Raw genomic sequence first — 21778 nt, forward strand, 5'->3', positions numbered from 1 at the left:
TCTCCCCGGTAAGGTGATCTTATGGGTGGTCTGGTGGTACTAGCTCGGCCCGGAAGCCATAGTCCCACTGGTCGAAATACAGGTTGCCGCCGCTCCATTCGACTTCGCCCCGCTGGGAGTCGACGGTCTCGGAACGGAAATGCTGCTTGGATGGCTGCAGCGGGGTGCCGTAGTCGTCGTTGAAGGCGATCCGATAGGCATCCAGCCCGCCCAGGTAGAACCACTCCAGGTCCTCGTCCCCGGCATCGACGGCATCCGCGAAGCGCCCGGTGGTGACGTCCATCGGCACCCAGCCGTAGGGGGCTAGATACAGCCAGCCCCAATCGTGCAGGTTCCAGTAGTCGCCATCGGAATAGACCATCCCGGACTGCCAGCGAGCCGGTATGCCGTTTAGCCTGAGCAGCGTCATCAAAAGCAGGGTCTGCTGACCACAATCGGCATGGCCGGTCTGCAGCGCGTGCTCGCTGATGTTGGAGATGGTCGAATACTCGCGCGCACCCGCCCACGGGATCTGATCCACGGCCGCGAACAGCTTCCTCGCGATCCGGTAAGGGTTCTTCTCGTCGCCCACGATCCGCGCCGAGAATTCGCGGATCGCCGGGGTGAAGACGATGTGCGGCGGGCGCTCGCCCAGGTGCTCGGCCAGTTCCGCGGTCGCCGGGGCGGGCTGGACCTTGTTCGGGTCGATGTCGTGGTAGCGCGCGTACAGGGTGAGCTCGTATTCCACTGAGAACTCCACCGGCTGCCCTGCTCTCGCCACTTTCTCGAAGTGCACGGTGCGTTGCATCGTCGATGGGTCCGCCACCTGGATATCCTTCGGCTCGCTCGCCAGCAACTGGATGTCTTCCTGCTGCCCTTCGATTTCGCGCGGATACGGAATCCATGCGCGGACAGGCTCTCCCGCCGGGACGGCATCCGCCGCGACGCTGATCGTCTGTTTCACCCGGACCCTGCGGGGAAGAACACTCGTGCTGCCGCTCTCGACGGCCGCGGCGCGCACGGCCGCGTGGTGCGGATCCAGCGACTCCATGGGGCCCTGGCTGAAGGGCTTGGGATCGTTGCGCCGGGCTGCGGCTTCTTCGCTGAGGCGGAACAGGTTGGGCACGGCGCGGTTGAAGTACAGCACCCGCCCATCGATCACCCGATGCTCGAGGACGCCCTGCCGTTTCCAGCGTTCGACCTCTTCGGGGCGAACGTCGGGAACGTACCGGCGGAGTCGCGCGAGCATCTCTTCTTCATCGTGGCTGAAGTCCAGCAGGATGCGGCGCATGCGCTCGCGCTCGAACTCCAGTGCCTCGTGTTCCGGCGCGGTGATCTGTCCGACCAGGGCGCGCTCGATCTTCAAGCTGGCCTCTGCGAAACGGCCGGCGTCGACGTCAGCAATCACCGTGTCCACTGTTACCGCAGCATCTGCCGGAGCCCGTTGCAACGGATTCGATGCCGCCACCGGCGCAACCAGGCCGACGGCAAGCATCCCAAGCGTCACGAAGCGCAGCGCCTGGTTGCGTCTCTGTCCCGCGCTGCCGTTGCTGCCCGCTCGCACCGGAGCCACCCTCCCGATATCCCCTTGGGTCAGCTGTGTAGCACGGCGTGGAATGGCGGTCAATAATTTATTCTTCGGCACTGTGTTATAAGAATGACTATTCCGCAGCGCAGCAATCGGGGACGTCAGGCGAGCCGTACGGACACCACCTGAACACCGCGATAGCCAAGCGATACCCGTAGCCGATGCCACCCGTATCCTGATCACCACCACCCCCGCTATTGCCGATTCGAAGGTGCAGCCATGCGATCCACCCTCTCCGTCCTGCTCACCATTCCCGTGCTTGCGGCCGGCATTGCGCTCGGTCCGGTGGCGGCACGGGAGCCGGTCCAGCCGGGCGCCAATCCCGCACACGGCGTGGTGGGGGTGCAGGAGGATCATCTCGAGCCGGACTACTGGCTGGCGCGCCTGCGCACCCCGGACCGGGTGTTGATGGACAAGGCGTCGATCCGGAAGCAGAACACCGCCCTGCTGCAGCTCGACGATTCAATGCATGACCTGCGCGCACTGCCGACGACACTGCCGGCCGGGATGGTGCGTGGATGGATCCAGGACCTGTCGAACAGACCCGACACTGAGCGGTGGGACGTGGATGGCAACCTCGTCCCGGCCGGTGTGATCGCGGCGATGATGGAAAACCTCGCGCTGGATGCGGTGCCCGCCGTGCAGGACACCCGCTACGGGCTGGTTGTCCAACGCGCGGCGCTGCGCACCTTCCCCACCGGGCAACGCATGTTCAGCCGCCGTGGCGAAACCGATATCGACAGGCTCCAGGAGAGTGCGCTGTTCCCCGGCACGCCAGTGGTGATCGCGCACGAGAGCCGCGACGGCGACTGGCTGTTCGTGGTCAGTCCGAGATACGCGGCCTGGATCGAGCGACGCCAGGTCGCCGAGGGTGGGGCCGGGGATGTCTTCGGCTACGTCGACGACGCGCCGTACCGGGTGGTCACAGGCGGCACCGAACGCACCGTTTTCACGCGGGAAGAGCCCCGGGTGTCCGCGCTGCAACTGGACATGGGCATCCGCCTGCCCCTGGCAGATGCCGCACCGGACGAACCGGTGAACGGCCAACACCCTTACACCGCCCACATCCTGCGGTTGCCGGTTCGCGAAGAAGATGGCGCACTCGCATTCGCACCGGCGCTGCTGCCCCGCCGTGCCGGCAGCGCCGCGGACTACCTGCCGCTGACGCAGGCCAACCTGGTTCGCCAGGGCTTCAAGTTCCTGGGCGAGCGCTACGGCTGGGGGCACGCGTACGACGCACGTGACTGCAGCGGCTTCGTGTCCGAAATCTACCGGAGCATGGGGGTGCAGCTCCCGCGCAACACCAGCGCGCAGGCGGTCAGCCCCGCGTTCGACCATCAACTGTTCGACGAGGGCGACGGACGGGACGTACGGGATGCGGCGGTCGCAGGATTGCAGGTGGGCGACCTGGTCTACATTCCCGGCCACGTGATGATGGTGATCGGGCACGTCGATGGCGCGCCGTATGTCATCCATGACACCAACGGTGGGCGCTACCTGGGTCCGGACGGGACCCTGCAGTCGATGGCGCTCAATGGCGTCTCCGTAACGCCCCTGCTGCCGATGATGTTCAACGAGCGCGAGAGCTACGTGGACCGCATGACCAGCATCGTCCGCCCGCACCGCCCCAGGGCCACCCTTCATTGATCCCGGACCACCACCGGCCAACAAAGACGACCGAGCCATGAAGATCACAGACATCCAGTTCGGCATGCTCCGGGTGCCGCTCAAGACGCCGTTCAAGACCGCCCTGCGCACCGTGGAGAGGGTCGAGGACATCGTGGTGATGGTGCATACCGACACCGGCCACGTCGGGTACGGCGAGGCACCGGCCACCGCGGTCATCACCGGCGATACCCACGGCTCCATCGTCGATGCGATCCAGCACTACATCTCCCCGCGCCTGATCGGAGAGGACATCGCCAACCTCAACCGGATCACCCGGCTGGTGCAGTCGTCGATGGAGAAGAACTCCAGCGCCAAGGCCGCGGTGGAGATCGCGGTGTACGACCTGTTCGGGCAGCTGTATGACGCGCCGCTCTACAAGATGCTGGGCGGTGGCGACCCGGTCATCACCACCGACATCACCATCAGCGTCGATACCATCGACAAGATGGTGTCGGACTCCATCAGCGCGGTGGAGCGTGGCTTCGACTCGCTCAAGATCAAGGTCGGCAAGGACATCGGCGTCGACATCGAGCGGATCCGGGCCATCTATGCGGCGGTCGAAAACCGTGCGCTGCTTCGGCTGGACGCCAACCAGGGCTGGACCGCGAAGCAGGCCGTCTACGCGATCCGCACCCTCGAGGATGCGGGCGTCCGCCTGGAGCTGGTCGAGCAACCGGTGAAGGCCAACGACCTTGAGGGCATGCGCTACGTCACCGAGCGCGTGCACACCCCGATCATGGCCGACGAGAGCGTGTTCGGGCCGATGGAGGTCATCGAATTGATCAACATGCGTGCGGCCGACATCATCAACATCAAGCTCATGAAGACCGGCGGCATCTCCAATGCCATCCGCATCGCGGACATCGCCGCCCTCCACCAGGTCGAGTGCATGATCGGGTGCATGCTCGAATCCAGCATCAGCGTCGCCGCCGCCGTGCACGTGGCCGTGGCCAAGGCCGACGTCATCACCAAGGTCGACCTCGACGGCCCCTCGCTTTGCCGGGAGAACCCGGTCGATGGTGGCGTCATCTTCAACGAGTCGGAGATCACCATCACCGATGCCCCCGGGCTCGGCATCCGCAGCATCCGCGGCCTCGAACCCATCTCCGCCGGCAGCGCCGCCGCCTGATGTCCGCCCTGCTCAGGATCCGCGCAGGGCGGGACCAGATGTCCGCCATCGAGCGGCGCATCGCCGACTTCATCCTCGACAACGCGCAGTTGCTGCGCGACTACTCGTCCCAGCAGCTGGCCAACGCGCTGGGGATCAGCCAGTCGAGCGTGGTGAAGTTCTGCCAGAAGCTGGGATTCAAGGGCTATCCGGACCTTAAGTACGCCGTTGGCGAGGCCATGGCCCGCGCCGGCAACGGAGATGATGCCGACGTCGAAGCGGGCAGCGAGGCGAGCGCCGATGGCGGACTGGCCGGAGACCTGTGGCGGCGGAAATCGCAGGCCGAGGAGGAAACGCGCTCGATCAACCCGCCACGCGCCATCGAAGCCGTGGCCCAGGCGATCGCCGGCGCCGCCGAATCCGGGAAGGTCTTCATCATCGGCCTGGGCGAGGACGACATCCACGCCCGCTCCTTTGCCCTGAAGCTCTCGCTGCTGGGCATCCTGACGGTACACAACTTCGATACGGCGCACATGACCGCCAGCGTGTCCGCTGCCGGCCGGCATGACGTACTGCTGGTCTTCTCCGAACAGGGCAAGCAGCCGTCGCTGTGCCAGATCGGCCACCAGTTCCGCGAGTGCGGCGGCAAGGTGATCTCCATCACCCGCCACACCTCCAATCCCCTGCGGGCATACGCCCACCTTGCCCTCCTGGTCTCGGCGCACGATGATCGTCCGTCCATCGAGGCGCTGCTCTACCACTCCGCACTGCAGCACCTGCTGGACCGCATCTTCGTCCTGCTGTGCGAGGGAGGACGCGAGGCACAGTTGCAAGCCAACCTCGAACGTATCCAGCCGATGCTGGAGCACTGACCACCGACTGGAGGCAACATGAAGTACCTGCTGATGCTGGTTGTCGCGGGCATTGGCGCGGTGCTGCCTCTGCAGGCGCTCATCAACGCCAGGCTCGGCCAGGCCACGTCCGGGGCAATGTTCGCCGCCGCCGTGTCCTTTTTGGTCGGAACGGCTTCGCTGGCACTGCTGCTGGTGTTGATGCGCCCTCCGCTGCCCGGCGCCGACCAGTTGGGGCGGTTGCCGCCTTGGATATGGCTGGGCGGCGTCATCGGGGCCGCCTACGTGGCCATCGCGACGATCACGGTGCCGCGCCTTGGAGCATCGGCGCTGATTGCGCTGACGGTGCTGGGCCAACTGGCCGGCGCCCTGGTGCTGGACCATTTCGGAGTGCTTCATGCGCCCCAGGCGGCGACGCCCGTGAGAATCGCCGGCGCCGTGCTGATCCTGGTCGGCGCCCTGATGATCGTGCAGCCCTGGAAGAACTGAGGCGGCTTTTCTCCCGGCTACAAGCGCGGCGACCACTCGGCGCTGGTCATGCGCCACTCACCCGATTCATACCTCCACCCGGTGCGCACCGTGTAGACCCTCGCCGCATCCGGCAGTGCACGGCCCGCACCACCCGTCAGCACCGCTTCCAGCCGGACGGTCGCATGGTCCTCGGAGATGTCCACTTCGCGGATGGCCACTGTCGCGCCGACATCCCGGTGACGCATGAACATCACGCGGGCCAGGCGCCCCGCCGCCTCCCTGTCCATCCCGTCCGGCCCGATGAAGTCGTCGGCGAGTTTCGACCGTATGCCCGATACGTCCCGCTCCTCGATGGCGGCTTCGATCCCGCCGATCGCCTCCCGCAGTTGCTGCTCGGGCGGCGGACGGCCGCAGGCGACCACCATCAGGAGCATCAGGAAAACCGGACGCCAGCGGTTTCCCGCGACTTCCATGCATGGATACCCCGACTTCGCCATTGCCTGCTCCGGCCCGTTTTCCCCGCATCCTGACATGCTTCGCAGATGGCACGGGTGCGCCTTGCCAGTCCGGGGGGCCTATGCTCCAATCCGGTGGAGCACCGTACGGTTGCGCATCAGAGAAGAGGGGATCAGACGATGAGTGTTGAACGTCCGTGGCTTGACCAGTACCCGGCCGGAGTCCCGGAACAGATCGACGTCGACGAGTTCCCCTCCGTGGTGGCGGTGCTGGAAAACGCGATCCAGAACTATCGCGACCGGCCGGCGTTCGCCAACTTCGGCAAGACGCTGACCTACGCGGAGATCGACACCCTCAGCGCCCGCTTCGCCGGTTACCTGCTGGGCGAGCTCGGCCTGAAGAAGGGCGACCGCGTCGCCATCATGATGCCGAACTGCCTGCAGTACCCCATCGCCACGTTCGGTGTACTGCGTGCGGGCCTGACGGTGGTCAACACCAACCCGATGTACACACCGAGGGAGCTCAGGCACCAGCTGGTCGACTCCGGTGCGACGGTGGTGCTGGTGCTGGACAACTTCGCCCACACCGTCGAGCAGGTGCTGGCCGATACCCAGGTGAAGCAGGTCATCACCACGGGCCTGGGCGACATGCTCGGGCTGAAGGGTTCGTTGATGAATTTCGTGCTCAAGTACATCAAGAAGATGGTGCCGGATTTCGACATCCGTGGCGCCGTCCGGTTCCGGTCGGCGCTGGAGCGCGGCGCGGCCCACCCGCTGCCGAAGATCGAATCGCAGCCCGACGACATCGCCTTCCTGCAATACACCGGCGGCACCACCGGACTGGCCAAGGGTGCGATGCTGACCCACCGCAACCTGGTCGCGAACATGCAGCAGGCCGCCGCGTGGGTCGGGGCCAACGTCAATCCGGGCCACGAGGTGATCATCACCGCCCTGCCGCTGTACCACATCTTCGCGTTGACGGCGAACGGCCTGGTCTTCATGAAGTTCGGCGGGCTGAACCACATGATCACCAATCCGCGCGACATGCCGGGGTTCGTGAAGGAGCTCAAGAAGGTCCGCTTCACCGCCATCACCGGGGTCAATACCCTCTTCAATGGCCTGTTGAATACCCCCGGTTTCGATGAAGTGGACTTCTCCAAACTGCACCTGACCCTGGGTGGCGGCATGGCGGTCCAGCGCGCAGTCGCCGAACGCTGGAAAAAGACCACGGGCAGTACCTTGATCGAGGCCTATGGACTGACCGAAACGTCCCCGGCCGCCTGCATCAATCCCATGGACCTGGCGGAGTACAGCGGCGCCATCGGCCTGCCCATCCCCTCCACCGATGCATGCATCAAGGACGAAGACGGCAGGACCCTGCCGATGGGCGACATCGGCGAGCTCTGCATCAAGGGGCCGCAGGTCATGAAGGGCTACTGGCAGCGGCCGCAGGAGACGACCGAAGCCATCGACGGGGACGGCTGGCTGCACACCGGCGACATGGCGCGCATGGACGAGAAGGGGTTCTTCTACATCGTCGACCGCAAGAAGGACATGATCCTGGTGTCGGGCTTCAACGTCTATCCGAACGAGATCGAGGACGTGGTGGCCATGCTCCCGGGCGTCCTGGAAGTGGCGGCGGTGGGCATCCCGGACGAGCAGTCCGGCGAGGTGGTCAAGCTGGTCGTGGTCAAGAAGGACCCGTCGCTTACCGCGGAGCAGATCAAGGCCCATACCCGCGAAAACCTGACCGGTTACAAGCAGCCCAAGGTGATCGAATTCCGCAAGGAGCTGCCCAAGACCAACGTCGGCAAGATCCTGAGGCGGGAGCTCCGGGACGACGCTAGGACCTGATACCGGAGCCTGTTTCCGCACCGACCAAGCCCCTCCCCGGAGGGGCTTTTTCTTGCCCGGATGGCACCGGGACTGATGCTTCTCATGGCGGTTTCACGGCGGGTGTAGCATCACTTGAGCCAGGCATCAAGCCTGCTTTCCGGCCACTTCCTTGGAAACCGCCATGTCCAATCTCGCTCTCGTTCCCAATGCCAATCCCGCCCTTGTCCGCCACGTCACCGACGCTTCGGGCACCGCCGACTGGTGCTTCATGCACGCCAATCCCTCGGCCGTCTACCACCCCTGCTTCTCGGAGCGGCTGTTGCACGAAATGAAGCGGACCCAGGAAGGCATCCGCCGCTCCCTCGCGGCCGACACCAATCCGCAGGCGGGCATCCACCACCTCGTACTTGCCTCCGACGCGGACGTATTCAACCTGGGGGGAGACCTCACGCTGTTCGCACAACTCATCCGCAATGGCGATCGCGGTCGCCTGCTCGACTACGCCAAGCTCTGCATCGAGGTGGCTTACAACCTGTACCGCCTGTACGAAGATCGCGTCCACAGCATCGCCGTGATCCAGGGCGAGGCCCTGGGCGGCGGGTTCGAGGCCGCCTTGTGCTGCCACACCATCATCGCCGAGGAAGGTAGCGGAATGGGCTTCCCGGAGGTGCTGTTCGACCTGTTCCCGGGAATGGGCGCCTACACCTTCCTGACCCGCCGCGTGACGCCGGTACAGGCGGAACGGATGATGCTCGATGCCCGGGTCTACCCGGTGGAAGAGCTGCTCGCCATGGGGGTGGTCGACATGGTGGTACCCAAGGGCGAGGGACTGCAGGCCGCGCGGGACCTGGTCAAGCGCCACCAGCGCATGGGCAATGCCATGCGTGCCATGAACACCGTCCGCCATGCCTGCAAGCCGGTAAGCCTCGACGAGCTGCTCGCGGTGACCACCGAGTGGGTCGACGCGGCGATGCGCCTGAACGACCGCGGCCTGCGGACGATGGAGCGCTTGATCCGGGCCCAGCAGCGCCGGGCGGAATCAGCGCCGCGGGTGCTTTCCTCGGCCTCGGCCTGATAGGCGAAGGTACCTCCTGAGGACACGCACACCGCGTCCTCAGGAGGCGTCCGGGGCACCGCGCTCCCTGCTGGCCTCGGGCTCGCGCTTGTTGGAAAGCCGCTCGACCTCCCGGCGTGCGGTATCGGCTGCCTCTGCAAGCATCACCGCAAGATCGCCCACGAAGCGCGGCTGCTCATTTGTCAGCGCCTCGTCGCTTGCGCGCATCAGCTGGGCGCATCGCTCGGACATCGCCCTCGCCCCCAGGTTCTCCGCGACACCCTTCATGGCATGCGCAATCTCGCGTACTTCGCTCCAGTCGCGGTCCGATGCCGCGCGCGCCAGTCCAGCCTGGCAGTTCGACGCGTCTTTCATGCACTGGGCAACGAAGTCACGCAGGAAGACATCTCCCAGCCCCATCTCGGCCAACTCCTCCAGCACCGCCGCCGGGGCGACAGGATGCGCGACGTCGCTGATCACCCCAGCTGCGGGAAGTTTCTGGGAATCGAGCACGTCCGCGATCGTCTCGAGCAGGCGGCTGTTGACGATCGGCTTTGTCAGGAACGCTTCGGCACCGGCTTCGGCGGAAGCCTCGGACGCCTGCACCGTCGCGTCGGCACTCAGGATGATCGCGGCCGTGCGCTTGCCGTCACCCACCTGCATGAAACGCAACTGCCGGATCACGTCGAGCCCGGTCAGCCCGGGCATGTGCATGTCGAGCACCGCCAGGTCGAAGTGCTCCTCCGCCAGTAGGTCCAGCGCCTGCTCGCCGTCGTTGGCGGCCTTCACCTTGTGGCCCGCCCGCTCGAGGATTCGGGTCAGCACGATGCGGTTGGCCGACTGGTCGTCGGCGATGAGGATCCGCAGGCTGCGCATGCGCGCGCGATGGCGGATGAACGGATCGTCGAAGGAAATGACCTTGTCGCCCTCTTCCTCATCCACCTCCACCGGCCCGGCGGCAGCCTGTTGCACCCGCAGCGGGAGCTCGACCCAGAAGTGGCTGCCACCACCGGGATTGGCCTCCAACCCGATATCGCCATCGAGCAGGTGGCTCAGCGTCTTGGCGATGGTCGTGCCCAGGCCGGTGCCACCAAAGCGCCGCGTCGGGCCGGAGTCCGCCTGCTCGAAAGCAAGGAAGATGCGTTCGGCGTCCTCCTGCGGGACCCCGATGCCGGTATCGCGAACCGAGAACCGCAGCCGCACCCCGCCCTCGTCCAGCGCCCCGACCTTGGCGACGGTCAGCTCCACCCTCCCCTGCTCGGTGAACTTCACCGCGTTGTGGGTCAGGTTCAACAGGATCTGGGTCAGGTGGGTACCATCGCCGTGCAACCTGACGGGCACGTCCGGGTCGCAATCGACCCTGAGTGCCAGTCCCTTCGCCGCCGCCACCGGCTGCAGCATCTTCTGCAGGCGCTGCAACAGGTCCTGCAGGTTGAAATCGGCATCCTTGCGCTGCAGCTTGCCCGCTTCGATCGCGGAGATGTCCAGCACGTCATTGACCAGCAGCAGCAGCGATTGCGCCGAGGTATGGATCACCTCCGCATACTCGCGCTGCTCCGCATTCAACCGGGTCCCATGGATGAGTTCGGCCATCCCGATGATGCCGTTGAGCGGGGATCTCAGCTCATGGCTCATGTTGGCCAGGAAGCGGCTCTTGGCCTCGTTGGCGCGCTTGGCCTCCTGCGTCGCGACCTGCAGGCTGTGCAGCAGCGACGACAGATACGCCGGGATTGCGAACAGCCCGATCAGCAATCCGCCCGCCAGATAAGGCTGCGCCAGCCAGTACGGGCTGCCCAGCACCACCGCCAGGAAGGCTGCCGAGCCCAGGCTCGCCGCCGTGTACAGGTACGTGGTGCCGAAGCGGAGGCCGTTGCCGATGGCCACCCACAGGATGATGACGTAGAGGGGTGCCAGCGACATCGCATCCAGCAACATCAGGATGGACAGGGTGCTGAAGTCGGCGAGCATGCCGATCCACCGACGTACGTGGGACACCCCCGGCCAGGCGGCGATCGCCGCGAGCAATCCCAATCCCACCACTGCCTCGGCCAGCATCACCAACAGCATGGTCAGGTTGGTCTGGGTGTCGGCGCCGGCCCAGCGCAATGCGGCCAGGTAGGAGACGATCAGGCAGGCGATGACCAGCCGCACCATCGCTTGGCCGTGCTCGCTGTCGGGGCGGTTCGAAAAGCGCTGCTTCAGCGTGGCGAGCATCGCGGCCATGGTCTCAGGCAAAGCCGGGGCGCCGCGCCTGCACCGAGAAGCGCGCGCAGATATCTTCGAGTTGCGACCGACCCTGCAGCAGGGCGTCTACGCAACGCGGATCGAACAGGCGGCCACGCTGGTCGCGCAGGTAGGACAGCGCCGCCTCGATCTCCCACGCCGGCTTGTACGGCCGCGGGGACACCAGTGCATCGAAGACGTCCGCGACGGCCACGATGCGTGCCTCCAGTGGAATATCCTCGCCAACCAGGCCGTCCGGGTAGCCGCTTCCGTCGTAGCGCTCGTGGTGGCGAAAGGCGATCACCGCCCCTGCCTGAATGAAGCGGTTCTGGCTGCCCACCAGCAGCTCGTGGCCGATCCCGGGATGGCGCTGCATGACCTTCACTTCTTCGGCATCCAGCGGGCCCGGCTTGAGCAGCACCGAATCCGGGATGGCGATCTTCCCGATATCGTGCAGGGGCGCCGCCATCTCGATCAGGCGGACCTCGTCCTCGGGCAGGCCGAGCCGCTCGGCGATGAGGGCCGCCACCCGCGCCATGCGTTCCAGATACGCGCTGGTACCGCTGTCGCGGTACTCGATGGCGCGAGCGAGGCGGGACAGAGTCTCGCGCTCGCGCTCCTCGACCTCGTGCATGCTCGACAGCAGGCGCTGTTCCAGTGAAAGGGCACGCTGTTTGACGGTTTCCGACTGTTGGCGCAGTTGCAGCAGGTTGCGGCAGCGGGCGCGCAGCTCGCGCGGCCGGACCGGCTTGACCAGGAAGTCGATGACACCGGCATCCAGCGCGGCCTGGCGCACGGGCTCATCGCCGACCACCGTCACCAGGATGATCGGGATGTCGCGATGCAATGGCTGCCGGCGGAACCGCCGGGCGAATTCCAGCCCGTCGATGCCCGGCATGCGGTAATCCAGCAGCAACAGGTCCGGATGGTGGGACTCACACCACGTCAGCGCCGCCTCGGACTCACCGAAATCGTGGACCACCAGCTCGGGACCAATGTCCTCGATGATGTGGCGCAGCATCGTACGCGCCGACGCCTGGTCATCGATGATGACTACGTTCATGCCTGCACCTGGGGTGCTTGCCTCCGCGGGATGGCCATGTCCCGAGGATAACGGTTGCAGGGCAGCAGGAAGTGACCGTTGTCGCGTCCGGGGGCGGTGGTGCTCACGCGTTCCATGCGGCGTGCGTACTCCTTGTCAGGCGTGGGTCTGGGGGCGCATGTAGGGGAACAGCAGCACGTCCCGGATGGACGACGAACCGGTCATCATCATGACCAGCCGGTCGATGCCCACGCCAAGACCGCCGGTGGGCGGCAGGCCGACCTCCAGGGCGCGGATATAGTCGGCGTCGTAGTGCATGGCTTCGTCGTCGCCGCCCTCCTTCGCATCCACCTGAGCCTGGAAACGGGCCGCCTGGTCTTCGGGGTCGTTGAGCTCCGAGAACCCGTTGGCCATTTCCTTGCCGCCGATGAACAGCTCGAAACGGTCGGTCATGCCGGGGTCGCTGTCATTGGCACGCGCCAGCGGGCTGACCTCGACCGGGTGCTCGGTGATGAAGGTCGGTTGCACCAGGGTGTGCTCGACGGTCTTCTCGAAGATCTCCAGCAGCAGCTTGCCCCAGCCCTGCGAGGGCTTGGTCGGCACGCCGAGGCGGGCGCAATGGGCGCGCATCTTCTCGACATCGCGCAGTTCGTCGCGGCTGATCTCCGGGTTGTGCTCGAGCACCGCGTCGCTCATCGACCAGCGCCGGAACGCCGGGCCGAGGTCGATCGACTGGCCGTCCCACTCCACCTTGGTGGTGCCGAGGACCGACTGGGCGACGTCGCGGATCACACCTTCGGTCAGGTCCATGACCTCGCTGTAGGTCGCGTAGGCCTCGTACAACTCGAGCATGGTGAACTCGGGGTTGTGCCGAGTCGACACGCCCTCATTGCGGAAGTTGCGGTTGATCTCGTAGACCCGCTCCAGCCCGCCGACCACCAGTCGCTTGAGGTACAGCTCCGGGGCGACGCGCAGGTACAGGTCGAGGTCGAGTGCGTTGTGGTGGGTGGCGAACGGCTTGGCCACGGCGCCGCCGGGGATGTAATGCATCATCGGCGTCTCGACCTCCAGGAAGCGCCGGGTGTCGAGCCACTCGCGCATCGCCCGGATGATCTTGCTGCGTTTGACGAACACCTCGCGCGCCTCGGGCGAGACGATCAGGTCGACGTAGCGCTGGCGGTAGCGTTGTTCGACGTCGGCCAAGCCGTGGAACTTGTCCGGCAGTGGCCGCAGCGACTTGGTCAGCAGGCGCAAGGCGTCGACCTTGACCGACAGCTCGCCGGTGCGGGTGCGGGTCAGCACGCCCTCGGCGCCGACGATGTCGCCGACGTCCCAGCCCTTGAACGCCGTGTACGTGTCGCCCAGCGCGGTGGCCTGCAGGAACAGTTGCAGGCGACCGGATTCGTCTTGGATCTGCACGAAGCTGGCCTTGCCCATCACCCGCTTGAGCAGCAGCCGGCCGGCGACGGCGACGCGGTGGCCCTTGGCCTCCAGCGCCTCGGCGGTCCACTGTTCCGCGTCGGCGTATTCGGCCTGCAAGTCACCGGCGTAATCGGCACGGCGGAAGTCGTTCGGGAACGCCACGCCCTGCCCGCGTAACACCGCCAGTTTGGCGCGACGTTCGGCGATGAGCTTGTTTTCGTCGGGCGGCGTCGGAGTGGCGTTGTCGGTCATGGTCGTATCGGATTTGGGGGATGTAGGGGCTGTTGTAGGAGCGGCTTCAGCCGCGATCTGGAGTCGGCGCGGGCGAACGATTCCAGATCGCGGCTGAAGCCGCTCCTACAAAGGCATTCAAATGGCGTCGGCGCGCTTGGAGCCTGCTTCCAGGCCGGACTTCAGGCTGGCCTCGACGAACTCGTCCAGGTCGCCATCCAGCACCTTCTGGGTATCGCTGCGCTCCACGCCGGTGCGCAGGTCCTTGATGCGGCTCTGGTCCAGCACGTAATTACGGATCTGGCTGCCCCAGCCGATGTCGGACTTGGTGGCTTCCACCGCATCGCGCTCGGCGTTGCGCTTCTGGATCTCAAGCTCATAGAGCTTGGCCGCCAGCATCTTCATCGCGGTGTCGCGGTTCTGGTGCTGGCTGCGGCCGGTCTGGCAGGCGACCACTATCCCGGTGGGCACGTGCGTGATGCGCACCGCCGACTCGGTCTTGTTAACGTGCTGGCCGCCGGCGCCGGACGAACGGTACACGTCGGTCCTGAGGTCGGCCGGGTTGATCTCGATGTCGATGTTGTCGTCGACTTCGGGGCTGACGAACACCGAAGTGAAGCTGGTGTGGCGTCGGTTGTCCGAGTCGAACGGCGACTTGCGCACCAGCCGGTGCACGCCGGTCTCGGTCTTCAGCCAACCGTAGGCGAAGTCGCCTTCCACCCGGACCGTCGCTGACTTGATGCCGGCGACGTCGCCACCGCTGACTTCCATCAGCTCGGTCTTCCAGCCGCGCGACTCGGCCCAGCGCAGGTACATGCGCAGCAGGATCTCCGCCCAGTCCTGGGCCTCGGTGCCGCCGGCACCGGCCTGGATGTCGACGAACGCGGGTGCGCTGTCCATCTGGCCCGAGAACATGCGTTGGAACTCGAGCGTATCGACGTGTTTGGCGTAGCCCTCGACATCGTCGACAACGGCCTGGGCAGTGGACTCGTCATCCTCCATCTCCGCCAGCTCGAGCAGCTCCCCGGCGCCGGCCAGGCCGTCCGTGAGCTCGCGGATGCCGTTGACCACCTTCTCCAGGGACGCGCGCTCGCGCCCCAGTGACTGGGCCCGCTCGGCATCGTTCCAGATGTCGGGGTTCTCGAGCTCGCGGGTTACTTCTTCGAGGCGTTCGACCTTGGCATCGAAGTCAAAGATACCCCCTGAGCGCATCCAGCCGACCGGTCAGGTCGGCGATGCGCTGGCGGACGGGATTCAGTTCGATCATGTCCGTGGCTGCTGGAAAAGTGACCGGCGATTCTATCAGGGCCACGCTCGTGCGTCCCCGGCCTTGCGGGATTGAACCGCCAGTGCCAATGGGCGCTCAGGCCGCTTCGCGGTGGACGACGACCAGCTGGATGGCATCGCCGCCGCGATAGTCGTCCGGTTCCAGGCGGTATGCCAGCCTCACGCGCGAGGGAGGCTCGCCGCCATCCCAGCCGCCGAACTCGATCGCCGGGATCCGGATGCCGGCGTATTCGAGTTCCAGCTTCAGGTGACGCTCGCCCACCACGCGCCAGCGCTGCACCGTAAAAACGCCGTCGAACTGCGGTTCCGGGAACGCCTGCCCCCAAGGCCCGCCGTCGCGCAGGGCCTCCGCCGCACTGCGGCAGAACTCCTCCACCCCGAGCTCTCCGTCGCTGAGGATCTCGACACGCAGCAGGTCCGGGGTCGCGAGCGCCTGGACGCAGTCCCTGAACGCCTGTTCGAACAGCGGCAGGGCGCTGGAAGCAAGGGTCAGCCCCGCCGCCATCGCGTGCCCGCCAAAGCGATCGATCAATCCGGGGTGGCGGGCGTCGACGGTGGCCAGCACATCGCGAATATGCAGCCCCGGGATGGACCGGGCCGAGCCGCGGAGGATATCGCTGCCGGGCTCGGCAGGGGCGAACGCGACGACCGGTCGGTGCAGGCGCTCCTTCATCTTCGAAGCGACCAACCCGATCACGCCGGGGTGCCAGTCGGTATCGTGCAGGCACATCGCCAACGGCATCCCGGCGTCGGCGACAGAAATGCGCGCAGCGAAGGCCTCGCCCTCCTCCATCATTTGCTGCTGCATCGCCCTGCGCTCGCCATTGATGCGGTCGAGTGTCTCGGCCAGCTCGCGGCCATGCGCGGGATCGTCTGTCAGCAGGCATTCGATGCCCAGCGACATATCTTCCAACCTGCCCGCCGCGTTCAGGCGTGGCGCGACGGCATAGCCGATGTCCGCTGCCGACAGGCGCGTCGGATCCCGTCGTGCAACCTCGATCAGCGCATTGAGGCCGGCGCAGCCCTGGCCGGCCCGCAAACGGCGCAGGCCTGCCGCGACCAGGGTGCGGTTGTTGGTATCCAGCGGCACCAGGTCGGCGACGGTGCCGACCGCCACCAGGTCGAGCAGGCGGGACAGATCCGGTCCTGCCCCTGCGAACGCTCCCGCTTCGCGCATCCGTCGGCGCAGGGCCAGGAGCACGTAGAACACTACGCCGACACCCGCCAGGGCCTTGCTGGGAAATCCGTCGCCCGGCTGGTTCGGGTCCACGATGGCGTCCGCTGCAGGGAGGGTCTCGCCAGGCAGGTGGTGGTCGGTGACGAGTACCTGCCAGCCGCGCGCCTTCGCCTCGGAAATGCCGGCATGGCAGGCAATGCCGTGATCCACGGTGACCAGCAGGTCGGGGTCACGTTCGGCAAGTTCGGCCACCAGCCCGGGGGAGAGTCCGTAGCCGTGGGTGATGCGGTTGGGCACCGCGTGCGACACCTTCCGGGCACCCAGCATGCGCAGCCCGCGCACCGCCACCGCGCAGGCCGTGGCGCCATCGCAATCGAAATCGCCGACCACCACCACGTGGCGATCGTTGGCAATGGCGTCGGCCAGCAGGTGGCTCGCCGCATCGAGACCAAGCATTCCTTCGGGCGGGAGCAAGTGGGCCAGGCGCGGCTGGGCCAGCTCGATTGCGCCCGCTCCCCGGGCAGCATAGATGCGCCGGAGCAGCGGGATGACCTGCTCCGGCCAATGGCCATGGGCTTCGGCTGGAGGCCGGCGACGCAGCACCACCGGGGCGGTCACTCGCCGACCTCTCCATTGCGTGGCGCGAGCGAAAGCAAGGGCTTGCGCCAGAAGCGCAGCACGTGGGCACGCTTCAACTCGAAACGCCAGCCGTCGGCGAAGTCCAGCGTCGCGTGGACCACGCGGCCGGCCTGCAGGTCATCGAACAGCGGCGAAAGCCAGTGGCGGTCAACCTGACCCAGCTCCCGGAAGTGCCGCAGGTCCAGCAGCGCCTCGCCCTTGGCCGAGTGCCAATGGGCGGGAAGCGGCGCCGCGTCCGCGCCGGCGGCGCTGGCGAACGCCGCAAGGGTCCGGTCGTCGGTGAACACTCTTTCGAAACCCGTGGCGATACGGTCAGGTGCCCGCCCACCGCCCCAGAACCAGAGCGAGTTCACCGGCGCCAGGCCGAGCCGTGCGCGTTCCTCGTTCCGCGGGTGGTTGTGCAGGACCACCTGCGCTTCGCTGAGCAAGGCGCGCCAGCGACGGCTGTCCTCGCCCTGCGGGAAGTGATCGAAGACATCGGCTCCCAACGCCTGCTCTGGCGAGGCCATCGATGGCAAGCGCGAATCGAGCGGTAGCCTGAGGTACCAGCGGTCCGGTACCGGCGCGTCGATGGGGAATCCTGCGTCACCGAACAGCGGCTTCAGGGGCCGGAGGAACGCAGCGGCGTCCTCAGGGCTCAGCCCCAGGGCATCGCCATGGGCGAGCAGTCGCGCACCGTTGAGGTCGGGCTGGATGAACACCGGGTCGGCCCGCAACCACGCATGGCCGGCGGCGTCCCGTGCATCGCGTTCACGCGTGACTGCCGCTGCCGGCCAGCCACGGGGCAGCACGTCGAAGTGGCGCTCGACCTGATCACCGTCCTGCCGCACGCGATCGGCACGGGCCAACCACCTGCCCGAACCCAAAGCGAGCCGCTGTCCGCCGAACCGGCTGCGGGGCGGCAGCAGCAACGTGGCCGATGCCACGGCTCAGCCGACGTAGCGGACGGCGATGATGTCGTACTCGCGGGTTCCGCCGGGGGCATCGATGCTGACGCTGTCGCCCTCGTGGCGTCCGATCAACGCACGCGCGACCGGCGACGAGATCGCGATCAGGCCCTTCTTGATGTCCGCTTCCAGGTCACCGACGATCTGGTACGTCCGTTCCTCGTCGGTATCGGCATCGGCCAGGTCAACAGTGGCGCCGAAGACGATCTTGGACCCCGCGTTCAGGGATGCGATGTCGATCACCTGGGCGTGCGAAAGCTCGGCCTCCAGTTGCTTGATCCGGCCCTCGATGAAGCCCTGCTGCTCGCGGGCAGCGTGGTACTCGGCATTCTCCTTCAGATCGCCATGCGCCCGGGCTTCGGCGATCGCGTTGATGACCGCCGGGCGCTGGACCGACTTGAGCTCCTCGAGCTCGGCGCGCAGGCGCTGCGCGCCCTTGGATGTGATGGGTGCCTGCATGAAAAAGTCCTTGCACCGGCCCTCGGCCGGCCTTGCTGTTCCGGGTGGATGATTGTGCGCACATCCGGACGGACGTACGCAACGGGTTCAGGCGGAGCCGTTCAACTCCGCATGCAGCTCCTGCAGCGACCAGACGGGCCCCGTGCCTCGGAACTCCATCGACTGCACCAGTGCGCGGGCGCCGGCGACGGTGGTCGAGTACGTGACCCGCTGCTGCAATGCCTCCCGCCGGATGGAGAAGGAGTCCGAGATCGCCTGCCGGCCCTCGGTGGTGTTGATGATGTAGGCGATCTCGCCGTTCTTGATGAGATCGACGATGTGCGGCCGGCCCTCGTTCACCTTGTTGATCGAACCGCACTCCAGGCCCTGGTCACGCAGGAAGCTCGCCGTGCCACCGGTGGCGACCAGCGAGTAGCCCCGCTCCACCAGGTCACGGGCGACCGGCAGGACGCGCTGCTTGTCCGGATCCCGGACGGATACGAACACCTTGCCGCTCTCCGGGACCTGCTTGATACCGCCGGCCTCCTGCGCACGCGCCATGGCGGCGCCGAAGCTGCGGCCCACGCCCATCACCTCGCCGGTGGAACGCATCTCCGGCCCCAGGATGGGATCGACGTTCTGGAACTTGGCGAACGGGAAGATCGCTTCCTTCACCGAGTAGTAGTCGGGGATCACTTCGTGCAGGGCGCCCTGCTCGGCCAGCGTCTTGCCCGCCATGCAACGTGCGGCGATCTTGGCCAGCGGCATGCCGGTGGCCTTGGACACGAACGGCACCGTGCGCGATGCACGCGGGTTCACTTCCAGCAGATAGATGCTGTCGGCGCCCTCCCCGTCCACCTGCACCGCGAACTGGGTGTTCATCAGGCCGACCACGTTCAGGGCCTTGGCCAGTGCGACCACCTGGTCCCGCAGCCGGGCCTGGGTATCGGCCGACAGCGAATACGGTGGCAGCGAGCAGGACGAGTCGCCCGAATGCACGCCCGCCTCTTCGATATGTTCCATCACGCCGCCGATCAGCACATTGCCGTCCTTGTCGGCGATCACGTCCACGTCGACCTCGACCGCGTTGTCGAGGAAGCGGTCCAGCAGCACCGGCGACTTTTCCGACACCCTCACCGCGTCGCGGATGTAGCGCGCCAGGTCGCTGTCGGAATGCACGACTTCCATGGCGCGGCCGCCGAGCACATAGCTGGGTCGCACCACCAGCGGATAACCGACCTCGCGCGCGAGCACCACCGCCTCGTCGGCGTTGCGGGCGATGCGGTTGGGCGGCTGCTTGAGGCCCAGCTTCTCGATCAGTTGCTGGAAGCGCTCGCGGTCCTCGGCCAGGTCGATGCTGTCGGGGCTCGTGCCAATGATCGGCACGCCGGCGGCTTCAAGGTCCTGCGCCAGCTTGAGCGGCGTCTGGCCGCCGTACTGCACGATGACCCCGAACGGCTTCTCGAGATCACAGATCTCCAGCACGTCCTCGAGTGTCAGCGGCTCGAAATAGAGGCGGTCGGAGGTGTCGTAGTCGGTGGACACGGTTTCCGGATTGCAGTTGACCATGATGGTCTCGAACCCGTCGTCGCGCAGCGCCAACGCGGCGTGCACGCAGCAGTAGTCGAACTCGATGCCCTGTCCGATGCGGTTCGGGCCACCACCCAACACGATGATCTTGCGGCGGTCGCTCGGCTGCGCCTCGCACTCGTCCTCGTAGGTCGAGTACATGTAGGCGGTAGTGGTGGCGAACTCGGCGGCGCAGGAGTCGACACGCTTGTACACAGGGCGGACCGCGAAGGCGTGGCGCAGGGTGCGGACGGCCACCTCGTCGGTCCCTGTCAACTGGGCCAGGCGGGCATCCGAGAAGCCCATGCGCTTGAGCGCACGCATGCGACGCGCGTCCAGTGCGGACAGACCCGCGGCCGCCACCTCATTCTCGGCCGCTACCAGCTCCTCGATCTGGTCCAGGAACCACGGATCCACGAACGACAGCGCGTGCACGTCCTCGACGCTCATGCCGGCGCGGAAGGCGTCGCCGATGTGGAACATGCGCTCGGGACCGGGCTCCTTCAGCTCGCGCCGCACCGCAGCCATGCCTTCGTCGCTGGACAGGTCCAGGCCGGTCGGGTCGAGCCCCACCTTCCCGGTTTCCAGGCCACGCAGCGCCTTCTGCAGGGACTCCTGGAAGGTCCGGCCCATGGCCATCACCTCGCCCACCGACTTCATCTGGGTGGTCAGGCGGGAGTCCGCCTGGGGGAACTTCTCGAAAGCGAAGCGCGGGATCTTGGTGACCACGTAGTCGATGGTCGGTTCGAACGAGGCGGGCGTCTCGCCGCCGGTGATCTCATTGCGAAGTTCATCCAGCGTGTAACCGACCGCGAGCTTCGCGGCGATCTTGGCGATCGGGAAGCCGGTCGCCTTCGAAGCCAGCGCCGAGGACCGCGATACCCGCGGATTCATCTCGATCACCACCACGCGCCCGGTCTGGGCATTGATGCCGAACTGCACGTTGGAGCCGCCGGTATCCACGCCGATCTTGCGCAGCACCGCCAGGGATGCATCACGCAGGCGTTGGTACTCGCGGTCGGTCAGGGTCTGCGCCGGCGCCACCGTGATCGAGTCGCCGGTGTGCACACCCATCGCATCGAAGTTTTCGATCGAGCAGACGATGATGCAGTTGTCCGCCTTGTCGCGGACCACCTCCATCTCGAACTCCTTCCAGCCCAGCACCGACTCCTCGATCAGCACTTCGCTGGTCGGCGACAGTTCCAGCCCGCCCTTGACGATCTCCTCGAATTCTTCCCTGTTGTAGGCGATGCCGCCGCCGCTGCCACCGAGAGTGAAGGACGGCCGGATGATCGTGGGATACCCGACCGTCGCCTGGATCTCGACCGCCTGCTCGAAGGTCCGGGCGACCGCGGCCTTGGGGCATTCCAACCCGATCTCGGCCATTGCCACGCGGAACAGCTCGCGGTCCTCGGCCATGCGGATCGCCTCGCGCGAAGCGCCGATCAGCTCGACGCCATGCTTCTCCAGCACGCCGTGGTCGGCGAGGTCCAGCGCACAGTTGAGCGCTGTCTGGCCACCCATGGTCGGCAGCAGGGCATCGGGCTTTTCCTTGGCGATGATCTTCTCGACCGTGCGCCAGTTGATCGGCTCGATGTACACCGCATCCGCCATCTCCGGATCGGTCATGATCGTGGCCGGGTTGCTGTTGACCAGCACCACCCGGTAACCCTCGGCCCGCAGCGCCTTGCAGGCCTGGGCGCCGGAGTAGTCGAACTCGCACGCCTGCCCGATCACGATGGGGCCTGCGCCGATGATCAGGACGGTCTTGATGTCGGTGCGCTTGGGCATCG

The 21778-nt window shown here is 66.4% G+C and carries 16 protein-coding genes; 6 read left to right on the forward strand and 10 right to left on the reverse strand.

The genetic code is table 11. From position 1 onward, the window contains the following. Nucleotides 1–19: 19 nt before the first annotated feature. A complete protein-coding gene (locus B5D37_RS01640) occupies nucleotides 20–1474 on the reverse strand; it encodes a transglutaminase-like domain-containing protein (RefSeq protein ID WP_078756952.1) in 1455 nt (484 codons plus the stop codon). A gap of 312 nt (nucleotides 1475–1786) precedes the next feature. Here B5D37_RS01640 and B5D37_RS01645 point away from each other — a divergent pair, with 312 nt between their 5' ends. From B5D37_RS01645 to B5D37_RS01660, 4 genes are read left to right on the forward strand one after another with little or no spacing between them, the layout of a single operon-like run. After that, entirely contained in the window at nucleotides 1787–3214 is a 1428-nt protein-coding gene (locus tag B5D37_RS01645) for a C40 family peptidase (protein ID WP_078756953.1), read from the forward strand. A 37-nt stretch (nucleotides 3215–3251) separates the two neighbouring features. Next, a complete protein-coding gene (locus tag B5D37_RS01650) occupies nucleotides 3252–4364 on the forward strand; it encodes a dipeptide epimerase (protein WP_078756954.1) in 1113 nt (370 codons plus the stop codon). Next, on the forward strand, nucleotides 4364–5215 hold the full coding sequence (locus B5D37_RS01655) for a MurR/RpiR family transcriptional regulator (protein WP_078756955.1): 852 nt from the start codon (nucleotides 4364–4366) through the stop codon (nucleotides 5213–5215). The genes B5D37_RS01650 and B5D37_RS01655 overlap by 1 nt, the downstream gene beginning before the upstream one ends. 18 nt (nucleotides 5216–5233) lie before the next feature. Next, the gene (locus B5D37_RS01660; RefSeq protein WP_078756956.1) at nucleotides 5234–5683 is read left to right on the forward strand and encodes a DMT family transporter; all 450 of its coding nucleotides are present in this window, start codon (nucleotides 5234–5236) and stop codon (nucleotides 5681–5683) included. Between the two features lie 17 nt (nucleotides 5684–5700). Here the strand turns inward: B5D37_RS01660 and B5D37_RS01665 are convergent, their stop codons facing one another. Beyond that, on the reverse strand, nucleotides 5701–6162 hold the full coding sequence (locus tag B5D37_RS01665) for a nuclear transport factor 2 family protein (RefSeq protein WP_143814082.1): 462 nt from the start codon (nucleotides 6160–6162) through the stop codon (nucleotides 5701–5703). Nucleotides 6163–6300: 138 nt separating this feature from the next. Between B5D37_RS01665 and B5D37_RS01670 the strand changes: the two genes are divergently transcribed. Continuing rightward, entirely contained in the window at nucleotides 6301–7974 is a 1674-nt protein-coding gene (locus B5D37_RS01670; protein WP_078756958.1) for a long-chain fatty acid--CoA ligase, read from the forward strand. A 163-nt stretch (nucleotides 7975–8137) separates the two neighbouring features. Further along, entirely contained in the window at nucleotides 8138–9031 is an 894-nt protein-coding gene (locus B5D37_RS01675) for a crotonase/enoyl-CoA hydratase family protein (protein WP_078756959.1), read from the forward strand. A gap of 39 nt (nucleotides 9032–9070) precedes the next feature. On the opposite strand, the gene B5D37_RS01680 is transcribed toward B5D37_RS01675, so the two are convergent. The 8 genes from B5D37_RS01680 to carB form a co-directional block, all read right to left on the reverse strand. Further along, nucleotides 9071–11245 (reverse strand): ATP-binding response regulator, encoded by a 2175-nt coding sequence (locus B5D37_RS01680; protein WP_159447321.1) that lies wholly within the window; start codon nucleotides 11243–11245, stop codon nucleotides 9071–9073. After that, complete coding sequence (locus tag B5D37_RS01685; RefSeq protein WP_425478023.1) at nucleotides 11238–12356, reverse strand: HD domain-containing phosphohydrolase; 1119 nt, start codon at nucleotides 12354–12356, stop codon at nucleotides 11238–11240. Before B5D37_RS01685 ends, B5D37_RS01680 begins: the two co-directional genes overlap by 8 nt. Before the next feature lie 75 nt (nucleotides 12357–12431). After that, nucleotides 12432–13949: a lysine--tRNA ligase gene (lysS, locus tag B5D37_RS01690; RefSeq protein WP_078756962.1), complete on the reverse strand. Its 1518-nt coding sequence runs from the start codon at nucleotides 13947–13949 to the stop codon at nucleotides 12432–12434. Nucleotides 13950–14066: 117 nt separating this feature from the next. Continuing rightward, nucleotides 14067–15195, reverse strand: a protein-coding gene (prfB, locus tag B5D37_RS01695; protein WP_143814083.1) for a peptide chain release factor 2 whose coding sequence is annotated in 2 segments (ribosomal slippage) — nucleotides 14067–15119 and nucleotides 15121–15195 — 1128 coding nt in all. Because the reading frame shifts where the segments join, the coding sequence is not laid out codon by codon here. A 96-nt stretch (nucleotides 15196–15291) separates the two neighbouring features. Continuing rightward, a complete protein-coding gene (gene recJ / locus B5D37_RS01700; protein ID WP_078756963.1) occupies nucleotides 15292–17010 on the reverse strand; it encodes a single-stranded-DNA-specific exonuclease RecJ in 1719 nt (572 codons plus the stop codon). Further along, nucleotides 17007–17957, reverse strand: coding sequence for a hypothetical protein (locus tag B5D37_RS01705; RefSeq protein ID WP_078756964.1), 951 nt, complete (start codon nucleotides 17955–17957; stop codon nucleotides 17007–17009). The genes recJ and B5D37_RS01705 overlap by 4 nt, the downstream gene beginning before the upstream one ends. Before the next feature lie 3 nt (nucleotides 17958–17960). Beyond that, the gene (greA, locus tag B5D37_RS01710; RefSeq protein WP_078756965.1) at nucleotides 17961–18437 is read right to left on the reverse strand and encodes a transcription elongation factor GreA; all 477 of its coding nucleotides are present in this window, start codon (nucleotides 18435–18437) and stop codon (nucleotides 17961–17963) included. Between the two features lie 87 nt (nucleotides 18438–18524). Continuing rightward, nucleotides 18525–21776, reverse strand: coding sequence for a carbamoyl-phosphate synthase large subunit (gene carB / locus B5D37_RS01715; protein WP_078756966.1), 3252 nt, complete (start codon nucleotides 21774–21776; stop codon nucleotides 18525–18527). Nucleotides 21777–21778 lie beyond the last annotated feature (2 nt).

The sequence above is a fragment of the Lysobacter spongiicola DSM 21749 genome, from assembly GCF_900167055.1.
In the GTDB taxonomy this organism is placed as follows: Bacteria; Pseudomonadota; Gammaproteobacteria; order Xanthomonadales; family Xanthomonadaceae; genus Novilysobacter; species Novilysobacter spongiicola.